At 45.9% G+C, this 22,267-nt stretch carries 24 protein-coding genes; 20 read left to right on the plus strand and 4 right to left on the minus strand.

Annotated elements, in window-relative coordinates; genetic code table 11:
• The first annotated feature begins 60 nt into the window (after positions 1-60).
• Both AC4EG4_RS08505 and AC4EG4_RS08510 read left to right on the plus strand, forming a co-directional pair.
• A complete protein-coding gene (locus tag AC4EG4_RS08505; RefSeq protein WP_490987524.1) occupies positions 61-213 on the plus strand; it encodes a hypothetical protein in 153 nt (50 codons plus the stop codon).
• Between the two features lie 100 nt (positions 214-313).
• The gene (locus tag AC4EG4_RS08510) at positions 314-694 is read left to right on the plus strand and encodes a gamma-glutamylcyclotransferase family protein (RefSeq protein ID WP_490976772.1); all 381 of its coding nucleotides are present in this window, start codon (positions 314-316) and stop codon (positions 692-694) included.
• Positions 695-709: 15 nt separating this feature from the next.
• Here AC4EG4_RS08510 and AC4EG4_RS08515 read toward each other — a convergent pair whose 3' ends face one another.
• Complete coding sequence (locus AC4EG4_RS08515) at positions 710-1,267, minus strand: DUF3267 domain-containing protein (RefSeq protein WP_490976773.1); 558 nt, start codon at positions 1,265-1,267, stop codon at positions 710-712.
• 177 nt (positions 1,268-1,444) lie between these two features.
• Here AC4EG4_RS08515 and rpsF point away from each other — a divergent pair, with 177 nt between their 5' ends.
• From rpsF to rlmH, 16 genes are all read left to right on the plus strand, one after another.
• The gene (gene rpsF / locus AC4EG4_RS08520; protein WP_490987525.1) at positions 1,445-1,732 is read left to right on the plus strand and encodes a 30S ribosomal protein S6; all 288 of its coding nucleotides are present in this window, start codon (positions 1,445-1,447) and stop codon (positions 1,730-1,732) included.
• Positions 1,733-1,782: 50 nt separating this feature from the next.
• Complete coding sequence (gene ssb / locus AC4EG4_RS08525; RefSeq protein ID WP_490976774.1) at positions 1,783-2,259, plus strand: single-stranded DNA-binding protein; 477 nt, start codon at positions 1,783-1,785, stop codon at positions 2,257-2,259.
• Positions 2,260-2,308: 49 nt separating this feature from the next.
• Positions 2,309-2,545 (plus strand): 30S ribosomal protein S18, encoded by a 237-nt coding sequence (rpsR, locus tag AC4EG4_RS08530; protein ID WP_006830564.1) that lies wholly within the window; start codon positions 2,309-2,311, stop codon positions 2,543-2,545.
• A 343-nt stretch (positions 2,546-2,888) separates the two neighbouring features.
• Positions 2,889-3,848: a YybS family protein gene (locus AC4EG4_RS08535; RefSeq protein ID WP_490976775.1), complete on the plus strand. Its 960-nt coding sequence runs from the start codon at positions 2,889-2,891 to the stop codon at positions 3,846-3,848.
• Positions 3,849-3,862: 14 nt separating this feature from the next.
• Entirely contained in the window at positions 3,863-5,839 is a 1,977-nt protein-coding gene (locus AC4EG4_RS08540) for a DHH family phosphoesterase (RefSeq protein WP_490976776.1), read from the plus strand.
• Positions 5,836-6,285, plus strand: a complete 450-nt coding sequence (gene rplI / locus AC4EG4_RS08545; protein ID WP_490976777.1) for a 50S ribosomal protein L9 — start codon at positions 5,836-5,838, stop codon at positions 6,283-6,285. The genes AC4EG4_RS08540 and rplI overlap by 4 nt, the downstream gene beginning before the upstream one ends.
• 12 nt (positions 6,286-6,297) lie before the next feature.
• Positions 6,298-7,653: a replicative DNA helicase gene (gene dnaB, locus AC4EG4_RS08550; RefSeq protein WP_490976778.1), complete on the plus strand. Its 1,356-nt coding sequence runs from the start codon at positions 6,298-6,300 to the stop codon at positions 7,651-7,653.
• A gap of 131 nt (positions 7,654-7,784) precedes the next feature.
• Positions 7,785-9,071 (plus strand): adenylosuccinate synthase, encoded by a 1,287-nt coding sequence (locus AC4EG4_RS08555; RefSeq protein ID WP_490976779.1) that lies wholly within the window; start codon positions 7,785-7,787, stop codon positions 9,069-9,071.
• A 494-nt stretch (positions 9,072-9,565) separates the two neighbouring features.
• Positions 9,566-10,273: a response regulator YycF gene (gene yycF / locus AC4EG4_RS08560; protein ID WP_142830287.1), complete on the plus strand. Its 708-nt coding sequence runs from the start codon at positions 9,566-9,568 to the stop codon at positions 10,271-10,273.
• Between the two features lie 4 nt (positions 10,274-10,277).
• Positions 10,278-12,107, plus strand: a complete 1,830-nt coding sequence (gene walK / locus AC4EG4_RS08565; RefSeq protein ID WP_490987526.1) for a cell wall metabolism sensor histidine kinase WalK — start codon at positions 10,278-10,280, stop codon at positions 12,105-12,107.
• Positions 12,098-13,432 carry a YycH family regulatory protein gene (locus tag AC4EG4_RS08570; RefSeq protein ID WP_490987527.1) on the plus strand — a complete coding sequence of 445 codons (1,335 nt, stop codon included), beginning with the start codon at positions 12,098-12,100 and terminating at the stop codon, positions 13,430-13,432. The genes walK and AC4EG4_RS08570 overlap by 10 nt, the downstream gene beginning before the upstream one ends.
• The gene (locus AC4EG4_RS08575; protein WP_490987528.1) at positions 13,419-14,243 is read left to right on the plus strand and encodes a two-component system regulatory protein YycI; all 825 of its coding nucleotides are present in this window, start codon (positions 13,419-13,421) and stop codon (positions 14,241-14,243) included. Before AC4EG4_RS08570 ends, AC4EG4_RS08575 begins: the two co-directional genes overlap by 14 nt.
• Positions 14,244-14,256: 13 nt before the next feature.
• The gene (locus tag AC4EG4_RS08580) at positions 14,257-15,045 is read left to right on the plus strand and encodes an MBL fold metallo-hydrolase (RefSeq protein ID WP_142830279.1); all 789 of its coding nucleotides are present in this window, start codon (positions 14,257-14,259) and stop codon (positions 15,043-15,045) included.
• Positions 15,046-15,351: 306 nt separating this feature from the next.
• Entirely contained in the window at positions 15,352-16,560 is a 1,209-nt protein-coding gene (locus AC4EG4_RS08585) for a S1C family serine protease (RefSeq protein WP_490987529.1), read from the plus strand.
• Between the two features lie 440 nt (positions 16,561-17,000).
• Positions 17,001-17,165 (plus strand): CxxH/CxxC protein, encoded by a 165-nt coding sequence (locus tag AC4EG4_RS08590; protein WP_490987530.1) that lies wholly within the window; start codon positions 17,001-17,003, stop codon positions 17,163-17,165.
• A gap of 89 nt (positions 17,166-17,254) precedes the next feature.
• On the plus strand, positions 17,255-17,734 hold the full coding sequence (rlmH, locus tag AC4EG4_RS08595) for a 23S rRNA (pseudouridine(1915)-N(3))-methyltransferase RlmH (RefSeq protein WP_490987531.1): 480 nt from the start codon (positions 17,255-17,257) through the stop codon (positions 17,732-17,734).
• Between the two features lie 184 nt (positions 17,735-17,918).
• Here the strand turns inward: rlmH and AC4EG4_RS08600 are convergent, their stop codons facing one another.
• From AC4EG4_RS08600 to fdhA, 3 genes are all read right to left on the minus strand, one after another.
• Complete coding sequence (locus AC4EG4_RS08600; RefSeq protein WP_490987532.1) at positions 17,919-18,668, minus strand: SDR family NAD(P)-dependent oxidoreductase; 750 nt, start codon at positions 18,666-18,668, stop codon at positions 17,919-17,921.
• Between the two features lie 248 nt (positions 18,669-18,916).
• Positions 18,917-19,336, minus strand: coding sequence for a GlcG/HbpS family heme-binding protein (locus AC4EG4_RS08605; protein WP_490987533.1), 420 nt, complete (start codon positions 19,334-19,336; stop codon positions 18,917-18,919).
• A 45-nt stretch (positions 19,337-19,381) separates the two neighbouring features.
• The gene (gene fdhA, locus AC4EG4_RS08610) at positions 19,382-20,599 is read right to left on the minus strand and encodes a formaldehyde dehydrogenase, glutathione-independent (RefSeq protein ID WP_490976795.1); all 1,218 of its coding nucleotides are present in this window, start codon (positions 20,597-20,599) and stop codon (positions 19,382-19,384) included.
• A 196-nt stretch (positions 20,600-20,795) separates the two neighbouring features.
• On the opposite strand from fdhA, the gene AC4EG4_RS08615 reads away from it, so the two are divergent.
• Together AC4EG4_RS08615 and AC4EG4_RS08620 are read left to right on the plus strand one after the other, a co-directional pair.
• Positions 20,796-21,167 carry a winged helix-turn-helix transcriptional regulator gene (locus AC4EG4_RS08615; RefSeq protein ID WP_490976796.1) on the plus strand — a complete coding sequence of 124 codons (372 nt, stop codon included), beginning with the start codon at positions 20,796-20,798 and terminating at the stop codon, positions 21,165-21,167.
• 219 nt (positions 21,168-21,386) lie between these two features.
• Positions 21,387-22,235 carry an NAD-dependent epimerase/dehydratase family protein gene (locus tag AC4EG4_RS08620; protein WP_490987534.1) on the plus strand — a complete coding sequence of 283 codons (849 nt, stop codon included), beginning with the start codon at positions 21,387-21,389 and terminating at the stop codon, positions 22,233-22,235.
• Positions 22,236-22,267: the final 32 nt, after the last annotated feature.

Below are 22,267 nucleotides of genomic sequence, written 5' to 3' on the forward strand. Positions count from 1 at the left end.
TCGACAGGTATAAGGCGGACCAGCAGAGTGGCGTTCTTTGCCACGTCGCTGGGGTGACTTATGACCCGAGAATCTGGCCACCGCAGCTGGATAGAACTAAAAGCGGAGGCGCCTGTCCAGTCCCGACAAGCGCTGGAGACCTTGCAGGTAATGGCGTATTTTGCCATTGCAGGCAGGGTCGAAGCGACTCGAGGGACTAGGCGCCGCAGCTAGATATACTAAAAGCGGAAACGACAGCTGGAACACGAAGTACCAAAAACTAAAAAAAACCGGGTGCAGTGCTGCATCCGGTTTTTGCATGGAGGAATAGGAAATGTTGTTATTTGCATACGGAACGCTGAAACGCGGCGGGAAGTATCATTGTTATTTGGAAGAAGCGGAATTAGTGGAAGAACAAGCGACGGCAAAAGGAAGCCTATACGATACTGGAATGGGCTATCCGGCCATGGCATTAACGGGCAGCGGGCAGGTTGAAGGGGAAGTCTATGAAATTCCGGATGTGTTGTGGCCGGCATTGGATTACTTGGAAGATTACGCTGGTAACCCTGATACGGATTTATATGAAAAAACGACCATTGAGGTAGAAGCAGGCGGCAAATCTCTGGAAACAGTTGTGTATGTTGCAAAAGATAAAAAACTGCTGAAACAGCATATTCCAACAGGAACGTGGGAAGTCGAACAATTTGTACGATAGAAAAAAGCGCCGCTGCTAGTCGGCGCTTTCGGATTCAGGATAGTGATCGTAAACATGAAGGCGCGGCAGTGCAGGGTCATCAATGATCCAGGCCGCGTTTTTTTCTTTGCGCAATTCTCGGTACATGATAAAATCTCCAAACGCTCCCGCAGTCAGCATGGCACCCAGCAGCACCAATACTTGGCTGTCAAACCAAAATCCCAAAACTGTCGGGATGAAGGCAGTGGTCCAAAATGGCAGCAGCATCACTTTGCGCATGGCGCGATTTTGGACGGGGTGTGTGGTGGTGGCATAAGCGATGCCCATTTTCAGGTTGAAGCCGTAATTCAATGAAGAAACCGGGACTTTTCCAAAAAGGACAAAGCCAATCAAATGGAAAACTTCATGAACCACAATCAACACTGCGTAGCCCACTGCAAAGAAGAGGATTCCACTCAAAGAAAAATGGAATGCTAAAGGCTCGTTTAAAAAATGGTAGGCCGTTGCAAATGCGACCAGCAAAAACAGGTTGAACCAAAGGGCTTTGGGAGCTATTTCATCCATTTTTAACTCAATGATGTGGGAAGGGGTCATAGCTTCACGTCCTTCTGTGTCTGTACAAAAAGTATAGAGGATTTCTCCTGCAAAATCATGCTTGCGAGCCTATATGAGATGTGATACAATACAGTGATGTGAGTAATATTTATGAATTGCTTGCTCCTTGCCCGCTGGATACAGCAGGGCCCAAGTCCATGAGGAGGTGACAACACGATGAGAGAATATGAATTAATGTATATCATTCAGCCTGCAATTGAAGAGGAAGCGAAGAAAGCTCTAATTGAGCGTTTCAACGACATCCTTACTTCTAACGGTGCTGAGATCATCGAGTCGAAAGAGTGGGGTAAACGTCGTTTAGCTTATGAAATCAACGATTTACGTGAAGGTTTCTACCAAATCGTAAAAGTAAACGCTGGTTCTGAAGCTATCAACGAATACACACGTCTTGCGAACATTAACGAAGACATTATTCGTCATATCGCTGTACGCAAAGACGCGTAAACAGGATACTGGCACTGCAATTTTTTTGACTTGAAGGAGGTTGAATTCTGATGATTAACCGAGTTGTTTTAGTCGGAAGACTGACAAAAGATCCAGATCTTCGTTACACACCAAGCGGCGCGGCAGTTGCCCGTTTTACACTAGCTGTAAGCCGGACATTCTCGAACGCTCAAGGTGAACGCGAAACTGATTTCATTAATTGTACCGTTTGGCGCAAACAAGCTGAAAACACAGCGAATTTCCTGAAAAAAGGAAGCTTGGCTGGCGTTGAAGGCCGCATTCAGACAGGTAGCTACGAGGGACAAGACGGGAAACGCGTTTATACGACAGAAGTAGTGGCAGACAGTGTTCAATTCCTTGAACCGAAAAGCGCCAATACGGACCGTTCACAAGGACAGCAGCCTTCCTATCAACAGAACAACCAATCACCGAGTCCAAGTCAGCAAAATCATACTCGTGTAGATGAAGATCCATTCTCAAGCGGCAGCGGCCCGATCGAAGTATCGGACGACGATTTGCCGTTCTAAGATGAATTGAATCTGACGATCAACTTTTAAGTAAAGGAGGTAATTCGATATGGCACCACGTCGCGGAGGAAAAAAACGGAAAAAGGTTTGTTACTTCACTTCCAACAACATCACGCACATTGACTATAAAGATACTGACCTTTTGAAGAAATTCATTTCTGAAAGAGGAAAAATCTTGCCACGTCGTGTTACAGGCACTAGCGCTAAATGGCAACGTAAGTTGACAATCGCTATCAAACGCTCTCGTATCATGGCACTTCTACCGTTTGTTGCGGAAGAAAGATAATTAAAGAAAAGCGAAAGCACCCGGAATTTGGGTGTTGGCGTCTGGACGATGATTTCAAAAAGACCGGGAAACCGGTCTTTTTTTTATGCGGTAAAACAATAATGCAACGCCAGAAGGAAGAAGTTGCCCGAGTATGATGGTTGTTAAGACACAGGAAGATTGATTTTCGAATACAAGCATGCGATAAAGCAATTCGACAAACTAAAGTGCTGTACGCTTTGTGTCACCTTCTGCCCTCGGGCAATTATGCTTTACCACGGAACCGCTCGTTTTGTTCAGATTCTTGAATCATGGTACAATTACAAGGATGAAATCTGCCCGAAAGAGGGGAAAAAACAGTCATATGCAAAATCAACAAACGAGACAACTTACAAACGGGGCAATGATGGCTGCGGTGTTTACGGTCCTGCTGGCAATCTCGGTGTACGTGCCTGTTTTGAGTTTAGTAAGTACTTTGATTCTAGCATTGCCGGTCGCTTGGTATAGCGCCAAGTATCCATGGAAAGCTTCTGCGCTCTTCGCATCGGTCTGCCTGGTACTGTCGTTCATCATTGGCGGTCTTTTATCAGTACCGCTTGCACTGATCCATGTGCCGTTGGGCTTAGCGATTGGTATTTCAATTTATTATAAAAAAAGCAAATTATTCATGTTCATGGGTGCCAGCATTGTATTATTGGTGTCCTTGATGGTCCAATACGTGGCTTCGATTGCGTTGTTTGGCATTAATGTCCTGGAAGAGTTTTCGGCCATGTTCGATCAATCCTATGAACAAACAGGTTCATTAATGGAACGTTTTGGTGCTACGGAAACATCCATGGAAGAGTACAATGAACTTGTTGCGCAACTGCAGTTTTCGTTTGAAACGCTGTTGCCGGTTTTATTGGTGCTTGGGGTTTTCATGTCAGTGTGGGTGCTTTTGCTGATCCTGTTGCCAATCTTGAAACGTCTTGGAATCGCAGCTCCTAAGTTCCCGCCGTTTCGAAACATGAAATTGCCAAAATCTGTTTTATGGTATTATTTAATCGTATTGCTCGTTTCGCTGTTATCAGAACTTGAACCTGGAACGATGGCATATATGATTTTTATTAACGCAACCGTGTTGCTTCAATTCTTACTGTTTTTGCAAGGTGTTTCTTTCTATCACTTCTATATCCATCAGGAAGGCTGGCCAAAATGGGTGACGGTGCTGGTAACGATATTGGCATTGCCGCTGCAATCATTTACGAGTATTGTCGGAATCGTGGACCTTGGATTCGATATCCGGGGTTGGGTCAAGCGGGCACACGAGTTTAAAGGAAAATAAGGAGCTGAAGAATAATGTCGGCTTTTTTTAGAAAAAGAAAACTTCGATATCCGCTGATCGCATTGCTGTCTCTTGGTATGGCGGCAGCGATTCTGATTTCGCTTTGGTCGGAATGGGCAGCTGGAATTTTTACGCTGCTCTTTACGCTCGCCTTTACGGCGGCGTGGGTGACGGAAAAAAGAGTGTACGAAGCCACTGAAAAACACATCGAAACCTTGTCCTACCGGATGAAAAAAGTCGGAGAAGAAGCACTGCTGGAGATGCCGATTGGAATTTTGCTGGTCAATGATAAATACAACATTGATTGGGCGAATCCTTATATGACATCGACACTCGAGTACGATACGCTAATTGGCGAGTCTCTCTATACACTGTCGGATGATTTTCAAGCACTTGTGAAATCTGATGACGAAAAAGACGCGATCATTACCTTGGGCGGCCGAAAATACCGCGTTTACTATAAAGCGGATGATCGGTTGTTTTACCTTTTTGATATTACCGAGCAACTGGAAATTGAGACGCTTTATCACGCAGACCGCACTGTCATCGGCATCTTGTTTATTGACAATTACGATGAGCTTGCTCAGGGCATGGATGACCAAACGCGCAGCAATTTAAACAGTTTGGTGACATCGCTCGTCAATCAGTGGGGGGCGACGCAAGGCATTTTTGTCAAGCGCATTTCGTCTGACCGCTTTATGGCGGTTTTTAACGAATCGATTTTGACAGAGCTGGAACAGTCGAAGTTTGCTATTCTGGATGACATTCGTGAAGTAACGGCCAAAGACAATTTGGCTTTAACTTTGAGCATCGGGGTAGGTGCCGGTTCCGGATCGCTGGTTGAACTTGGCGGTTTGGCTCAATCGGGCTTGGACTTGGTACTCGGCCGCGGCGGAGACCAGGTTGCCATTAAGCATCCAAGCGGAAAAGTGAAATTTTACGGCGGCAAGACCAACCCAGTTGAAAAACGGACCCGGGTTCGGGCGCGCGTTATTTCGCATGCATTGCGTGACTTGATTCAGGAAAGTGATCAGGTATTTGTTATGGGCCATAAAATGCCCGATATGGATTCAATCGGCGCCGCAGTCGGCGTGGCCAAAATGGCGGCTATGAATAAAGTCAAAGGTCGGATCATCATTGATTTTGATGAATACGACCGTAGTGTCATGAGGCTGATGGAAGAAATCGAAGGGGCACCTGAGCTGTTTGAGCAGTTTATTACACCAGAAGAAGCTTTGGCAGACATGACCGAGCATTCATTGCTGGTCATCGTGGATACGCATAAGCCATCAATGGTTATCGATGAACGGGTCTTGCAGCGGATGGAACGGGTCGTCTTGATTGATCACCACCGCAGAGGCGAGGAGTTTATTACCAATACGATGCTGGTTTATATGGAGCCTTACGCTTCTTCAACTGCTGAATTGGTGACTGAACTGATTGAGTACCAGCCAAAGCACGAAAAACTGTCTATGCTGGAAGCTACCGCAATGCTTGCAGGAATTATTGTGGACACGAAAAGCTTTACGTTGAGGACCGGTGCACGGACATTCGAAGCCGCGTCTTACTTGCGTTCGAATGGAGCCGATACAGTGCTCGTCCAGCGCATCCTGAAAGAAGATTTGGAAACTTACGTTGAACGTGCGAAAATTGTCCAGACCGTGGAATTTGTCAGCAACGGCATTGCCATTGCCAAAGGAGAACCTGATCGTGTTTACAGCCCGGTGTTGATTGCACAAACCGCCGATATCCTGTTGACCATGAAAGACGTCAATGCCTCTTTTGTGGTGGCTGAGCGATCAGAAGGCGGCATTGGCATCAGTGCGCGTTCACTCGGGGAAGTAAACGTCCAAATCATTATGGAGAATCTTGGCGGCGGCGGCCATTTAACCAATGCAGCCACCCAGATGCCAAATGCAACAATAGACGAAGCCGTGAGACAATTAAAAGCGGTCATCTTGGAAGATTATGAAGGAGGAACAAACGAATGAAAGTAATATTCTTGAAAGACGTAAAAGGCAAAGGCAAAAAAGGTGAAATTAAAAACGTAGCGGATGGCTACGCACATAACTTCCTATTAAAAAACAACTTGGCAATTGAAGCCAATCAGGCAACGATCAGCAAATTGGATGGCCAGAAGAAAAAAGAACAAAAAGAAGCAGATCACGAGCGTGAGGAAGCGGAACAGCTAAAAGAAAAGCTAGAAAGCCTGACAATCGAATTGACGGCTAAATCCGGAGAAGGCGGGCGCCTTTTCGGTTCGATTACAACAAAACAAGTAGCAACCGCCCTTGAGAAAAAACACGGCATTAAATTGGACAAGCGCAAAATGGATTTAGACGATGCAATCCGCGCGCTTGGCTATACCAACATTCCTGTAAAATTGCATCAAGATGTGACCGCTACGCTTCGAGTTCATGTTACTGAAGAAGCGTAAGGTGGGAGATTGATGAACGAAGCAATTGATCGCGTCCCCCCACACAACCATGAAGCCGAACAATCGGTCATTGGCGCCATCTTTTTAGAACCGCCTTCTCTTATCACAGTTGCTGAAATTGTGATGGCAGAAGATTTTTACCGGATTGCCCACCAAAAGATTTTCCAGACGATGCTGAATCTGTCAGATCACGGAAAAGCGATAGATGTGGTAACCGTGACAGAAGAGCTTTCTGTCAAAAAAGAATTGGAAGACGTCGGCGGTTTATCCTACTTAACAGAAATCGCCAACGCCGTGCCAACGGCAGCAAACGTCGCGCATTACGCCCACATTGTGGAAGAAAAAGCGCTGCTGCGCCGGCTTATCCGGGTAGCGACAACGATTGTGGAAGATGGCTTTACCCGTGAAGACGAAGTGGAAGCCTTGCTTTCCGAAGCGGAAAAGAAAATGATGGAAGTATCGAGCCGGAAAAAAGCCGGTGACTTTACCCACATCAAAGATGTCTTAGTCAAGACTTATGACAACATTGAACTGCTGCATACCCGTAAAGGGGACGTTACGGGCATCCCTACAGGCTTCCGTGACCTTGATAAGATAACAGCAGGGTTTCAGCGCAACGACCTTATCATCGTGGCTGCACGGCCTTCTGTTGGTAAAACGGCTTTCGCTTTGAACGTTGCGCAAAACGTTGCGACGAAAACCGACGAGAACGTCGCCATCTTCAGTCTGGAGATGGGTGCTGAACAGCTGGTCATGCGTATGCTTTGTGCTGAAGGCAATATCGATGCGCAGGTGCTGCGTACAGGTGCGCTTCAAAACGAAGACTGGCGCAAGCTGACGATGGCAATGGGCAGTTTGTCGAATGCCGGAATTTTCATCGACGATACACCGGGGATCCGGGTCAATGATATTCGCGCCAAATGTCGCCGTCTAAAACAGGAATACGGCCTCGGCATGATCATGATCGATTACCTTCAGTTGATCGCGGGACCCGGTAAATCCGGCGAAAACCGCCAGCAGGAAGTATCGGATATTTCCCGTTCTTTGAAAGGGCTGGCGCGTGAGTTAGAAGTGCCGGTCATCGCATTGTCTCAGCTGTCCCGTGGAGTGGAGCAGCGGCAGGACAAGCGGCCGATGATGTCGGATTTGCGTGAATCCGGAAGTATTGAGCAGGATGCCGATATTGTATCCTTTCTGTACCGCGAAGATTATTACGACAAAGAAACCGAAGACCAAAACATGATTGAAATCATCATTGCCAAACAGCGTAACGGCCCGACCGGTACGGTAAAATTGGCATTTGTGAAAGAATACAATAAATTCGTCACCATCGACTGGAGCGAACACGAATCCGGTGGAGACTTTTAAACACGAACATTAAATGTGGTAACACATTTATACGTTCGTGTTTTCTTCTGTTTTGTATTGACGATTGGTCATTCTATTGGTACAATAAATACTGTTTGAGACAGGGCATATGCCTAACGGAGGTGCGGACGATGACATCAGTCGTAGTAGTAGGAACGCAATGGGGAGACGAAGGAAAAGGGAAGATCACTGATTTTCTATCTGAACATGCAGAAGTAATTGCACGTTACCAAGGCGGGAACAACGCTGGACATACCATTATTTTTGGTGGAGAAACGTACAAATTGCATTTGATTCCTTCAGGGATTTTTTATAAAGATAAAACATCGGTTATCGGAAACGGCATGGTCGTGGATCCGAAAGCGCTTGTGAAAGAATTAAAAGGCCTGCATGACCGTGGAGTGACAACGGAGAATTTGCGCATTTCCAACCGTGCACACGTCTTGTTGCCATATCACATCAAGCAGGACGAAGTGGAAGAAGAGCGCCGCGGAGTAAATAAAATCGGAACAACAGGCAAAGGCATCGGCCCTGCTTATATGGACAAAGCAGCACGTGTCGGAATTCGCATGGCGGATTTGTTGGATCATGTTGTGTTCGAAGAAAAACTGCGTATGAACTTAAAAGAGAAAAACCGTCTGTTCGAGAAGTTTTACGAAACAGAAGGATTTACTGTAGAAGAAATCATGGAAGAGTATTACGCATATGGCCAGGAAATCGCCAAATACGTAACGGACACATCAAAAGTGTTGAACGATGCCATTGACTCAGGCCTGCGGGTCCTGTTTGAAGGCGCACAAGGCGTTATGCTCGATATCGATCAAGGGACGTATCCATTTGTTACATCTTCCAACCCGGTAGCGGGCGGAGTGACAATCGGTGCGGGTGTTGGCCCGACAACAATTCAGCATGTTATTGGTGTCTGCAAAGCCTATACATCGCGTGTTGGCGACGGACCGTTCCCGACAGAATTGCATGACGAAGTGGGTCAACAGATCCGCGAAGTCGGCAAAGAATACGGAACCACCACTGGACGCCCACGCCGCATTGGCTGGTTTGACAGCGTGGTAGTGCGCCATGCACGCCGTGTCAGCGGTTTGACGGATTTGACGGTTAACTCGATTGACGTGTTGACAGGCCTTGAAACGGTGAAGATTTGTACAGCTTACCGCTACCAGGGAGAACTGATCACCGAGTACCCAGCAAACCTGCGTATGCTGGATGAGTGCGAACCGGTTTATGAAGAACTTCCAGGCTGGTCGGAAGATGTGACAAGCTGCAAATCATTGGATGAACTTCCTGCAAACGCGCGCCATTACTTGGAGCGCATCTCTCAATTAACAGGCGTTCAGATTTCGATTTTTTCAGTCGGTCCTGACCGTAACCAAACGAATATTGTAACGAGTGTGTGGAGATAATTTTTAATAGCAGTAGATGAATCGGGTTAATTGATTTGCTGGGGTTGCTATTCCGCATAACAACTCCGCTTTCCTGCGGACTTGCGCCGAACTAACTCGGCCTAAACGTCCGAGTGGATTTCGGTCCCGCGTTATTCCGCGGGAGTCTCCGTTGTTATGCTCCATAGCTAAGTGATTAATGGTCTAAAGAGCAAATTCTACAATTCATCGTTACCATTTTTATTAAGCAGTCGCCTTTGGCGGCTGTTTTTTTGCCGTTCACTTTTTAGAGAATAAAAGAGGAAGAAAGAGATGGATAAGGTCTGTATGACAAAGAAAAGGCTGTGGTGTAACACAGCGCTTGTATGGCCTGCTTGGGTTTCCGGGAGTGCCCAAGGTGCACAGCCGCTGAATAGGTGCGAAACGGCCTAAAGAATGATAAAGTATAGGGTAGTAAAGAGTGTTCAATGGACAAAATAGGGTGTACGTGGAAAGAAAAAAAGGGGAGAAAAATGATGAGTAAAACAATATTGGTTGTAGACGATGAGAAGCCGATTGCAGACATTCTGCAGTTTAACTTAAAAAAAGAAGGATTTAATGTAGTGTGTGCATATGATGGAGACGAAGCAATCAAGATTGCGGGAGAAATTCAGCCAGACTTGATGCTGTTGGATATTATGCTGCCAAACCGTGACGGCATGGAAGTGTGCCGCGAAATTCGCAAAAAGTTTGATTTTCCAATTATCATGTTAACAGCCAAAGACTCGGAAATCGATAAAGTGCTGGGCCTTGAATTGGGTGCAGATGATTACGTCACAAAGCCTTTTTCGACACGTGAATTAATCGCGCGCGTAAAAGCGAATTTGCGCCGCCAAAATATCGCGCCCGCAGAAGACGAAGGGCAAAATTCAAACGATATTCAAGTGGGTTCTTTGACGATCCAACCTGATGCGTATCTTGTGCTAAAGCGTGAGGAAACCATCGAATTGACGCACCGTGAATTCGAATTGCTTCACTACCTCGGCAAGCATATCGGCCAGGTCATGACCCGCGAGCACTTGCTGCAGACGGTATGGGGCTATGATTATTTTGGCGACGTCCGAACCGTGGATGTGACCATCCGCCGCTTGCGTGAGAAAATTGAAGACAACCCGAGTCATCCTGCGTGGATCGTGACGCGCCGTGGTGTCGGGTATTATTTGCGAAATCCTGAGCAGGAGTAATTGAATGTCAAAAGTTAATTTTTTAAAATCGATACACGTAAAATTTGTGTTAATTTACATTTTGCTGATTCTTTTGGCCATGCAGATTATTGGGCTTTATTTTGCCCAACAGCTGGAAGAAACACTGAAAGGGAACTTTGAAAGCTCCATTAGAGACCGAATGGAAATTATCGAGTTCAGTGTCCGTGAAGAAATGATCAAAGAGCGGACAGATGAAGATTTGACGCTTGAGCAGACGCTGCGAACCGTTTTATACGGTTTCCAGTCGGACGATCTCATTGAAATACGAGTCGTCGATACGCGCTACAGCATTCTGGCCTCATCAGACATCGAGAGCCAGTCATTGGTTGGGCAACGTTCGACCACTGATTTGGTGCGGCGCTCTATTGTCGGCGAAACCGAGCTGGAGCAAACGTTTGTTGATGAAGAAAGCGATGAGCGGATTTGGGTGCGGACTCAGCCAATTATCGCTGCAGGCGGAGAGATTCTCGGAACCTTATATGTCGTGGCGGAAGTTGAAAATGTCTATGATCAAATGGACGATATCAACTCGATTCTTGCAGTGGGTACCGCGATTTCTCTGGTCATAACCGCAATTTTAGGGATTTTGGTTGCCCAAACCATTTCCCGGCCGATTGCGGATATGCGGAGGCAGGCACAGGCGATGGCCAAAGGGAATTTCTCTCGTAAAGTACGGGTTTACAGCGATGACGAAATCGGTCAGCTTGCCCGTGCCTTTAACCATTTGACAAACAGGCTGCAAGAATCCCAGCAGTCAACGGAAAGTGAACGCCGCAAATTAGCATCGGTTCTTTCCAATATGACAGATGGTGTCTTGTCGACCGATCGACGTGGACGAATTATTTTAATCAATGATCCAGCATTGCAATTGTTGAATGTTTCACGTGAAACGGTGATCAACCGGCCAGTCACCAGCGTCTTGGGGCTGGAGGAAGAATACACCTTTGAAGATTTGATTGATATGAAAGAAGCAGTGACACTTGATTTTAGTTCGTATGAACAAAGCACCTTATTGCGAACGACATTTTCAGTCATCCAAAAAGAAACAGGATTTGTTAACGGACTGATTGCGGTTCTGCACGACAACACAGAGCAGGAAAAAATTGATATTGAACGCCGCGAATTTGTGGCCAATGTATCTCATGAATTAAGAACGCCGCTCACGACGATGCGCAGTTATTTGGAAGCTTTAGCTGATGGCGCATGGCAAGATCCGAATCTTGCGCCGAACTTCCTGAATGTGACGCAAACAGAAACTGAGCGGATGATCCGGCTCGTTAATGATTTGCTGAAGCTGTCGAAAATGGATTCGAGTGAGACGGAATTGAGCAAGGAAATGGTCGAGTTCAATGTCTTTTTCAATCGCATCATTGACCGGTTCGAAATGTCGAAATCGCACAAGGTTCACTTTGATCGGCATTTGCCGAAAGACCAGTATTTTGTGGAAATCGATCCTGATAAACTAACCCAAGTAATTGACAACATTATCTCCAATGCCTTGAAATATTCTCCAGAAGGCGGCAAAGTCCGCTTTGACATGACGGTGGAGGAAGGTTTCCTTCTGATTCAGATTAGTGATGAAGGAATGGGAATCCCGAAAGAAAATGTGGATCGCATTTTTGACCGGTTTTACCGTGTTGACCGGGCACGTTCGCGTGAAATGGGTGGTACCGGTTTAGGGCTGGCCATTTCTAAAGAAATGATTAACGCTCATGGTGGCGTCATTTGGGCGGAAAGCAAATACGGAAAAGGCACAAACATCTTCTTCACGCTGCCTTTCGAGATGGATGATGGAGGAGGTGAGTGGGATTGAAATATGTAGAGCAAATTAAATCAGGTGCTTTATTTCTACTGATCTTACTCAGTCTGGCATTGACGTTCACGATCTGGACGTTCACTCCTTCCCACGAAACCATTGAGCCGCCGACTACTGTCGATGAGCCAATCGCAGACACTAAAAATACAGAAGAAATTGTGCGTCCGGTAAAGCTGCTGTTCCATAATGGGGAAGCCGTTACCGGAACGACTGACCAAGGTGATGTCCAGCTGCTGCTTGATGCACTGGAGCAATGGCAAATTGAGGATGTCCGAGTGGTGCAGGAAGAAACGACTCCTGATACGATGGAATCTTATATGCACAGCTCGAACCGGGCAGTTGTCTACTATCCGGGTCTCATCCCATTTCCGGTATTTGACACAATGACGAACATTAACGATACAGCAATTCCAGAATCGTCTTTTGACCGGATCGTTATCGAATGGGATGCACCTGCCAACGATCGACCGGCCCTCTATTTCATCAATACGGTATCCGGCAGAATCTATAAAGCGGCTATTCCTTCTGAAAGCTTGAGACAATTCCAGACGGATATCTTAACAGAGGCTTCAGAGTACGAAACTTATATCACAAATGAGTCAATTGGTGCTTTGCCCGTCTATGTGCAAGAAGGCGAAGTCGAGAAAGCAAGTGTTGATTATTTGCCGGAAGACACCCTGACTTCACAATTTGCGGAAGCTCTATTGGATGGACCGGCATTGGAATTGTCCGCTGATTTAACGACTCAAGAATACACAGGCAATTCCGGTGCGTTTATAAGGGAAAATCCCAACACGAAAAGCATCAGGTATATTCAACCCAGAGCCGAAACATCCGATCCAGCAATTCCATCCGATTTATTGTTCGATTCTTTTAGCTACGTCAATGGGCATGGCGGCTGGACAGATCGCTATATTTACACCGGCATGAACTCAGTCAGGCAACAAATCGAGTATCAGATGTATGTAGCCGATTTCCCGGTTTTCAGCTCGACAACGGCGACGTCTCTGGACCTTACCTGGGGAATAGACGAAGGGGAAGAGCAGGCTTACAGCTATAACCGGCCGGCCTACCAACTGGACTCTGAAGTGGAGAGAAGCATGACGGTTCTTGCCTCGGGCGAGGAAGTGTTAAACACCCTCACCCAACTCAATAGTTTGGATTTATCCACTATCACGGATATCACTCCCGCTTACAAATTGACGCGCAGTGAAGATGGGTATTTGATTACGCTCGAGCCCACCTGGTATTTTGAAGCAGATGGAATATGGACGGAAATGACGAGTGAAATGACAGGAGGACGCGAACTTGGATTGGAATAAAACCAAGACCATCTTTATTATTGTCTTTTCTATTTTGAATGTCTTTTTGTACTCCTTGTATTTGAATCGCTATACAGAAGCTGAAAATCTAGAAGAACTCGCGGAATCCTCAGTGGACGACAAAATGGATCTTGATAACATCACCTATTCGAAACTTCCTGAAGAGGTGGAAAGCATGCCTTATATTCGCGGCGAAACAAAAGTTTTCACCGCGAATGATGCACCTGCCAGAAACGTTCAGGCCAGTGTTCAAGATAGCAAAAAGTTGCAGATTGCTTATCCAGAACCTGTTTCGCTAACAGGAGAAGCGGAAAGTGCAGATGCTTTAAATGCGTTCGTTGAAGAAACGGTCCACGAAGGCACTGCCTACAAACTATGGAAAATTGATGAAGAACAAAACAAAGCCGTATATTTCCAAACTTTTGGCAGCGACATGCTATACTACAGCGAAGATGGAAAAGTAACGGTGTATTGGAACAACGATGGAGATATTGTCCGCTATGAACAAACGATGTTCACGGACATTATTGAAAATCAGGAGCCAAAGGAATTGGTATCAGCCATCAAAGCGATTCACACGCTTTACCAAAAAAATGAACTGGAACGCGATTCCGCTATCAACAAAGCTGAATTGGGCTATTCCGTCCATGTACAAGTATCGGAAAATCGTCAAATGTTTGTCCCAACCTGGCATATTCAAGCAGAACTTGCAGATGGCAGCCGTGAAGATTATTTTATTAATGCTGTCAAAGATGGCGTGATTGAGTTGAATGAAGAGGAAGAAGTAGAAGTAGAAGAAGCAGTAGAGTAAGGAGATTTTTGCTATGCAATTCAGTGTACTAGCCAGCGGCTCGAGCGGCAACGCCACTTATATCGAAAACGGGGAGCATTCTTTCCTGGTCGATGCGGGACTTAGCGGCCGCAAGATGGAAGAGCTGTTTGCGGCCATCGGCAAAAAAATGAGCGATTTGGATGGCATTCTGGTCACCCATGAACATAGCGACCACATCAAAGGTCTTGGCATCGTGGCACGCAAGCACAAAGTGCCGATCTATGCCAACGCCAAAACATGGACCGCAATGGACGGGCTGGTCGGAGCAATTCCGCTGGAGCAGCGATTCCATTTTGATATGGACACGGTAAAGACTTTTGGTTCGCTTGATATTGAATCGTTCGCAGTTTCGCATGATGCCGCTGACCCGATGTTTTATGTATTTCATGCAGGAGGACGGAAGCTGTCGTTGATCACGGATACGGGATATGTCAGCGACCGGATGAAAGGCATTATCCAGGCTTCAGATTCCTATGTGTTTGAAAGCAACCACGATGTGGGCATGCTGCAGATGGGCCGCTATCCGTGGTCTGTCAAACGCCGAATTTTAAGCGATGTCGGACACGTTTCAAACGAAGACGCGGCAGTAGCAATGAGCGAAGTACTCGCTGAAAAGCCGACGCGCATTTACCTGTCGCATTTGAGCAAGGACAACAACATGAAGGACCTCGCGCGTATGAGCGTCGAGCAGACCCTGCAGACAAAAGGCATCATTGTCGGAGAATATGTCGATCTTCTCGACACCGACGCCAATGTGCCGACTAAATTGATTGTAGTATAACCAACAGCCGGAAGCGGATTCGCTTCCGGCTGTTTTTTTGTGGAAAGTAGAGCCGGATGTCCATTGCGATGGAGGAGCATATGTTTGTCCTTCGCCCTGCATTCCCATCAGTCTAGCTAACTCCAAAATTCCAGTAAGCCTAGTTAAGAACAAACAGATCAAACATCCACTATACGATTTTTGCAAAGAAAAATGGACATATTTATACTTTTTTAGACACGACTCCGACTGTTCCAGCTTGCTTTGTCTGTTTCGAATTTCTACACTAAGGTTAAACAAATAGAAGAATGAGGAAGGATGAACGCAATGGGCTATTACAATCAAACCCCACATGGCCGCCAGAGGCCAAGCCGTTTTGGGACATTTGCTGCAGGTGTGGCCGGAGTAGCGGCTGGTGCTTTGTTGGTATGGTTATTGTTTTACTCGATGCCGGGGCTGATACCGGAGAATAATGGCAATCAGACGCAAATCGTCCAACAGGATACTGAGGGACGTTCCGAGTCAGTTTCCGTTGATATTACAACAGATGTGACTGAAGCGGTCGAGATTGCGGCAGATGCCGTTGTAGGGGTCACCAATTTACAGGCAGCCGGCGATTTCTGGTCCCAGCAATCGCCTGAACAGGAGCAAGAGGCCGGCACAGGATCAGGAGTTATTTATAAAAATGACAACGGCACGGCACATGTGGTGACCAATCATCATGTGATCGACGGCGCCAGTGGCATCGAAGTGACCTTGTCGGATGGTACTAAAGTGGAAGCGACAGTGGTCGGGAGTGATATTTGGACGGACCTTGCCGTTCTGGAAATGGATGGAGCGGATGTACAAGCTGTAGCCCAATTTGGTGACTCGGATGCCTTGAAACAAGGTGAGACGGTCATCGCGATTGGCAATCCCCTCGGCCTTGATTTTTCCGGTTCTGTGACAACCGGCGTGGTATCCGGTACAGATCGTGCCGTTCCAGTGGATTTGGACGGGGATGGCCAGGAAGATTGGCAGGCAGAAGTGCTGCAGACCGATGCCGCAATCAACCCCGGCAACAGCGGCGGGGCATTGGTCAATTTGGCCGGCCAGCTGATTGGCATCAACTCAATGAAAATTGCCACCTCATCTGTGGAAGGCATCGGGTTTTCGATTCCGATCAATTCCGCTATGCCGGTTATCAGTTCGCTTGAAGCAAACGGAGAAATGATCCGGCCTTCTATGGGCATTACGCTGCTTGATTTGCTTCAAGTGCCGCGTGTGGACCGTGAAGAGACCTTGAACCTTCCTGAAGACGTCAGAGAAGGCGTTGTCGTTAATTCAGTGGTAGAAGGATCAGCTGCAGAGGCAGCCGGTTTGGAGCAGTTTGACGTCATTGTGGAGATGGATGGTGTTGCGATCACGGACATCATCGAGTTGCGCCAGCATTTGTATAACGAAAAGACAATTGGCGACACGATGACCGTCAGCGCTTATCGCGATGGAGAATTGATGGAGTTTGAACTGGAGCTTGTTGATAATTCAGCGTTATAGAGTAAATAGTCAGCCTGTGTAGAATTCGATTCTATGCGGGTTTTTTTGTTTTTTAAGAAATCACTTCAGATGGACGTTTTCCGCGGGCATGGCCTCTGCCGCTTCCCTCGCTGTGCTCCGTCACTGCTCCCGCTGGAGTGGCCGCCTTACGTTCTTTCAGAGTGTATAGAAGTTTAATAGATTATTTTGTTACTATGCTTTAGTGTAATACTATTCAAATATGCAAATCTGAGGAACCACTTTCAGAATGCAATGTTCGGAAAAGGAGAAAAGAGCGTGTGGATAACTTTTTTGATGTAAATTTATTATTAACAATCCACAGAGGGATAAAAGCTTCGCTATCCGTAGCTCTTTTCTTCTGTTAAAATGGGTTGTGGATAAAAGAGAACGAAATGTGTATAACTGTGTGGAATATTCGGAAATCGAAAGAGGTGGAAAAAATGGAGATTAAATGCTGTAAAACCCATGTGGAGCATGCCTTAGACATGTTTGTGGCTGAGATGAAAAGCTATCCAATACTTACAGAATTATCAGAAATAGAAAAGTTATCCACAAGATGTGCTTACTGTGAAGAGGCTGCAACGTATCTTGTGGCAAACGCCTGATCGGGCACAAGATGTAGAAATGGCTGTGGATATGTGTATAACATTTGTGGGTAACTTGTTTGTAAATTTATTGTGAAGGGGGATAACATGTGAATATCTCAATTATCAGTGTCGGGAAGCTAAAAGAGAAATATTTAAAATCCGGCATTGAAGAGTACACAAAACGGCTCGGAAGCTATACAAAAATAAATGAAATTGAAGTAGCCGATGAAAAAGCGCCAGAGCAATTGAGCGAGGCGGACATGGAAATCGTCAAAAAGAAGGAAGCAGAGCGGATTTTGGCCAAAATTTCACCCGATGCCTATGTTATTGCCTTGGCAATCGACGGCAAAATGAAAACTTCCGAACAGCTGGCAAAAGACATCGAATCGCTGATGATCTACGGCCGCAGCAAAATTGTCTTTGTAATCGGCGGATCGTTGGGGCTACATGATGAAGTGTTAAAGAGGGCGGATGAGAAGTTGTCGTTCTCGAAGATGACGTTTCCACATCAATTGATGAGGTTGATTTTGGTGGAGCAGGTGTATCGGGCTTTTAGGATTATGAAGGGAGAACCGTATCATAAATAAAGGCAAACTATTAAGGTACTCCAGCAGGTCCCGTTAATATTTATTAGCTGAAATAGAGCTTATTGACCAACTATGTAGCTGCTAGCTGCTATCCGAGCGCTATCAAGTCAAGGCCAATCACAGTAGCACGAATAAGGGGACAGGGGCTTTGTCATAAGACAAAGCCCCTGTCCCCTTAATCTATTTATTTTAATGAGTAGCCGCCATCTACGACTATTTCTGCACCGTTTATATAGGATGCTTTGTCTGAAGCTAAGAAGAGAACGACTTCTGCAATCTCACTTGGTTTCCCGTAACTTCCCCTAGGGTGTCCCTGTGATTGTTTTTCATAATTCTCTTTTCCGCCATATGCTTTAATGGCCAGGTCGGTTTCTGTAGGGCCAGGGGATATGCAATTGACCCGGATTCCTTGATTCGCAAAGCGAAGTGCGGTGCTTTGGGTCATTGCGACAACGGCAGCTTTTGTCCCGCTGTAAGCTGGCAGCATCGGATTGACCTTGTCGTTTCCAAGGATCGCTGCATTATTGATGATGACTCCATTTTTTTGCTTACTCATCACGACTAAAGAATATTTCATGTAGGCGAAGATCGCCGTTTGATTGACGGCAAGTAAATAATTCCAGTCGTCTAGCTTTACACGAGACAATGGCCCCATTCCTGTAGACAGAATACCAGCATTGTTGAATAGAATATCAACAGTATGCCCATCATTTTCAAGTGCTTTAAAAAAGCTTTCGATTTCTTCCACGTTTTCGTTATGGACTTGGGTAAAATGAGCCTTCCCGTTGCATTCACTCTCTACCTGAGAGCCTTTGGTGCCATCTCTTCCAGTAAAATGAACGGTAGCCCCTTCTTTACAAAAGAAACGAACCACTTCCTTGCCAATTCCATCCGTTCCACCATTCACAATCACTACTTTGTTTTCGAACATCATGAAAACCCCTCCGAACGTCATAATAAAGTCTGTTTATTCAGTATATAGCATTCGCACCACCGTAGGAAATCTGAGTATTCATCACTCGATGGGACATGGACGTTATCTAAATATAAAGGATTCGACGCACACTTTTCCCTTCATTATGTGTGAGTCGTTCATGTTTAGTTCGCTCATCGGTTACTTTCCATCCCACCAAAAAGAAGCGCTAGGATCATACTCCTGGCGCTTCTTCACATAGAAATCTTTTACAATGTTGCTTGCTCATTAAACACCTTCACACCGGCTTCCGCAACTTGCACATCATGCGGCACGGCACTCCCGCTGACGCCTATTGCTCCCGCTACTCTACCGTCAATGAGAAGGGGGATTCCTCCGCCAAACACGACAAGACGCCCGTTGTTGGTTGTATTTAACCCAAAAAGTTCAGCTGCAGGTACGGTCGCATCCGCCAGATTACCTGTAGGCATTTTCAGAGCTACAGATGTCCATGCTTTGTTTTGGGAAATGTCGATACTCGCCAACCACGCATCATCCATCCGATGAATGGCCACTAGATTTCCGCCATCATCCACCACCGAAATAACCATGGAAATGCCAAGTTGAGCTGCTTCTTCTTCAGCACCAGCAATAATTTTTTTTGCCAATTCCAACGTGATTTTGTTCATGGGAATGGACCTCCTTGTTTTTCTGTGGGCTTATAGGAAAACACGTTACTTATTCAAATTTCCGTGGGGATCAATGACAAATTTTTTGGAAGCGCCTTGGTCAAATTCAGCATAGGCCTCTGGTGCCTGGTCTAAAGAGATTACCGTTGCGTTTACCGCTTTGGCAATTTGCGCTCTCCCACTTAAAATCGTCATCATTAAGTCGCGATGGTATCTCATAACTGGCGTTTGGCCTGTTACAAAAGTATGTGCTTTTGCCCAGCCAAGTCCTAAACGCACCTTCAAGGTTCCATTTTTTGCATCTTCATCGGATGCGCCTGGATCACCAGTTACATAGAGTCCGGGTATGCCAAGGCGTCCACCTGCACGAGTCACTTCCATAATGGAATTTAATACGATAGCGGGTGCTTCACCAGCTCCCTCGCCATGTCCGCTGGCTTCAAAGCCGACGCAATCAATGGCGCAGTCAACCTCCGGGACACCCAGAATTTGAGCAATTTGTTCTCCGAGATTCGCATGTTCCCGAAGGTTTACGGTTTCACAGCCGAAACTATGGGCTTGTGCAAGGCGCTCTTTGTTTAAATCCCCTACAATCACAACAGATGCACCCAATAGTTGGGCAGAGTGGGCAGCGGCTAAACCTACAGGGCCAGCCCCGGCAACATAGACAGTAGCTCCTGGTTTTACACCAGCACTCACGGCACCATGATAGCCTGTCGGAAAAATATCAGAAAGCATCGTTAAATCAAGTATTTTTTCCATCGCCTGATCTTTATCCGGAAATTTCAGCAACTGAAAGTCTGCGTAAGGGACCATGACATATTCCGATTGGCCGCCAACCCATCCGCCCATATCAACGTAGCCATAAGCAGATCCCGGACGGTCCGGGTTTACGTTCTCGCAAATATGCGTATCTTGCTCTTTGCAGCTGCGGCAGCGGCCACAGGCAATATTAAATGGTACAGACACGAGGTCTCCTTTTTTTATAAATTCAACATCCCGGCCCACTTCAATGACTTCACCGGTAATTTCATGGCCGAGGACAAGCCCTTCAGGAGCTGTCGTCCGACCCCGCACCATGTGTTGGTCGCTTCCGCAAATATTCGTGGTAACGATTTTCACAATCACGCCATGCTCGCATTTGCGCCCGACGTTTAACGGATTTACCCCCGGGCCGTCTCTAATGATTAATTCAGGGTAACTGATGTCTTCAACGGTTACATGTCCAGCACCTCTGTATACCACCGCTCTGTTTCCTGCCATCCTTGTCATCTCCTATCCCATTTTTTCACACGTAAAATGCCAGCACCAAAGAGAGAATCAAAACGTTTTACCAAGAAAAGAAATCTATATATTCTGTTTATTCTAAATTACAATTCTTTTTATTGGAAGAACGCACTTTTTTGTGAGAAGGTTACCAAAAGGATACTTTCAGGAATAGAAGGGAAGGAGCAGCCCAATGGATGAGTTACGGTCAGAAATAAAAAGAGAAATTGAGTGTGGCGAATTTAATTGCGAAAAAGAACTGACCTTATCGATTATTAGTGGCAAATGGAAAATCATCATTATTTACTATTTAGAAACAGAAGGTACTTTACGATTTAGTGAGATTAAACGATTGCTTCCAAAAATTACGCATAAGGTATTAACCACGCAAATCAGAGAGTTGGAAGAAGACGGGATTGTTCATCGGAAAGTATTTCCTGAAGTTCCATCGAGGGTGGAATATTCCCTAACAGATTTAGGGGAAAGCCTCATTCCAATCGTTTTGCTGATGGACGAATGGGGAAAGAAGAACATCAAACACTTTCCTATTGCTAAAAATGTATGAGGATCCTTCGTGGGATCCTTTTTCATTTTTGAAAGTATCAGCAAGTCCTCGGTTCATTAAGAAATGGTATTTAGGGTACATTGCGAAGAACCCAAACCTAATCTACTTGATGATAATTCCTTTTTCACCTATAGTTAGTTTGATTGATAAACAAAGTTATTAAATGAAACCAGTTTTATTTACACAATTCAGCAACGCTCAAAAAATGGAGGGATGAACATGCAAAAGGTAGTCGTAACAGGTGGAAGTGGCCTGCTGGGCCGGGACGTGATAAAGGAATTTTTGGAGCATGGCTATGAAGTTGTCAATGCAGATATGAAGCATCCAAAAGAAGCGATTTGCAGAACGGTAATCACGGATTTGACGAATCTCGGTGAGGTTTATGGTGTGTTGGCTGGTGCCGATGCGGTGGTTCATCTTGCAGCGATTCCGGTTGCTTACTCGCATCCGAACGAAGTGACGTTTCAGAATAACGTCATGTCCACGTATAACATTTTAGAAGCTGCGGGGAGTTTGGGGATTAAAAAAGCGGTCATTTCATCCAGTGAGTCTTCATACGGCATTTGTTTTTCAACGCAAAATTTAACTCCACAGTATGTACCGATAGATGAGGCACACCCGCAATTGCCGGAAGAAAGCTACGGCTTGTCCAAGATTGTCAATGAAAACACTGCCGACATGATCGAACGCAGAACAGGCATGCAGGTTGTATCGTTCCGGTTGGGAAATGTTATTGCACCTGAAATGTATTCGAATTTCCCTGGATTTATCCACGATCCGGAACAGCGGAAAACCATTTTGTGGAGCTATATTGATACCCGTGATGCTGCTAGTGCTTATCGACTGGCCGTGGAAACGGATGGACTTGGTTCTGTTGCCTTGAATATCGGAGCAGATGAAACCAGTATGGACATCAAGAGCAAACAATTGATGGAAACATGCTATCCGGATGTAAGCGAATTTAAAAAAGAACTGACAGGCTACGATCCGCTGTTAAACAACGAGAAGGCCAAGCAGCTTCTGAATTGGAAGCCTGTTCATAAGTGGAGAAATTACGTAAACATATAAATAAATTAAGAAATTCAGATAAGGGGTGCAAA

Source organism: Planococcus sp. TJ-201 (assembly GCF_058268495.1).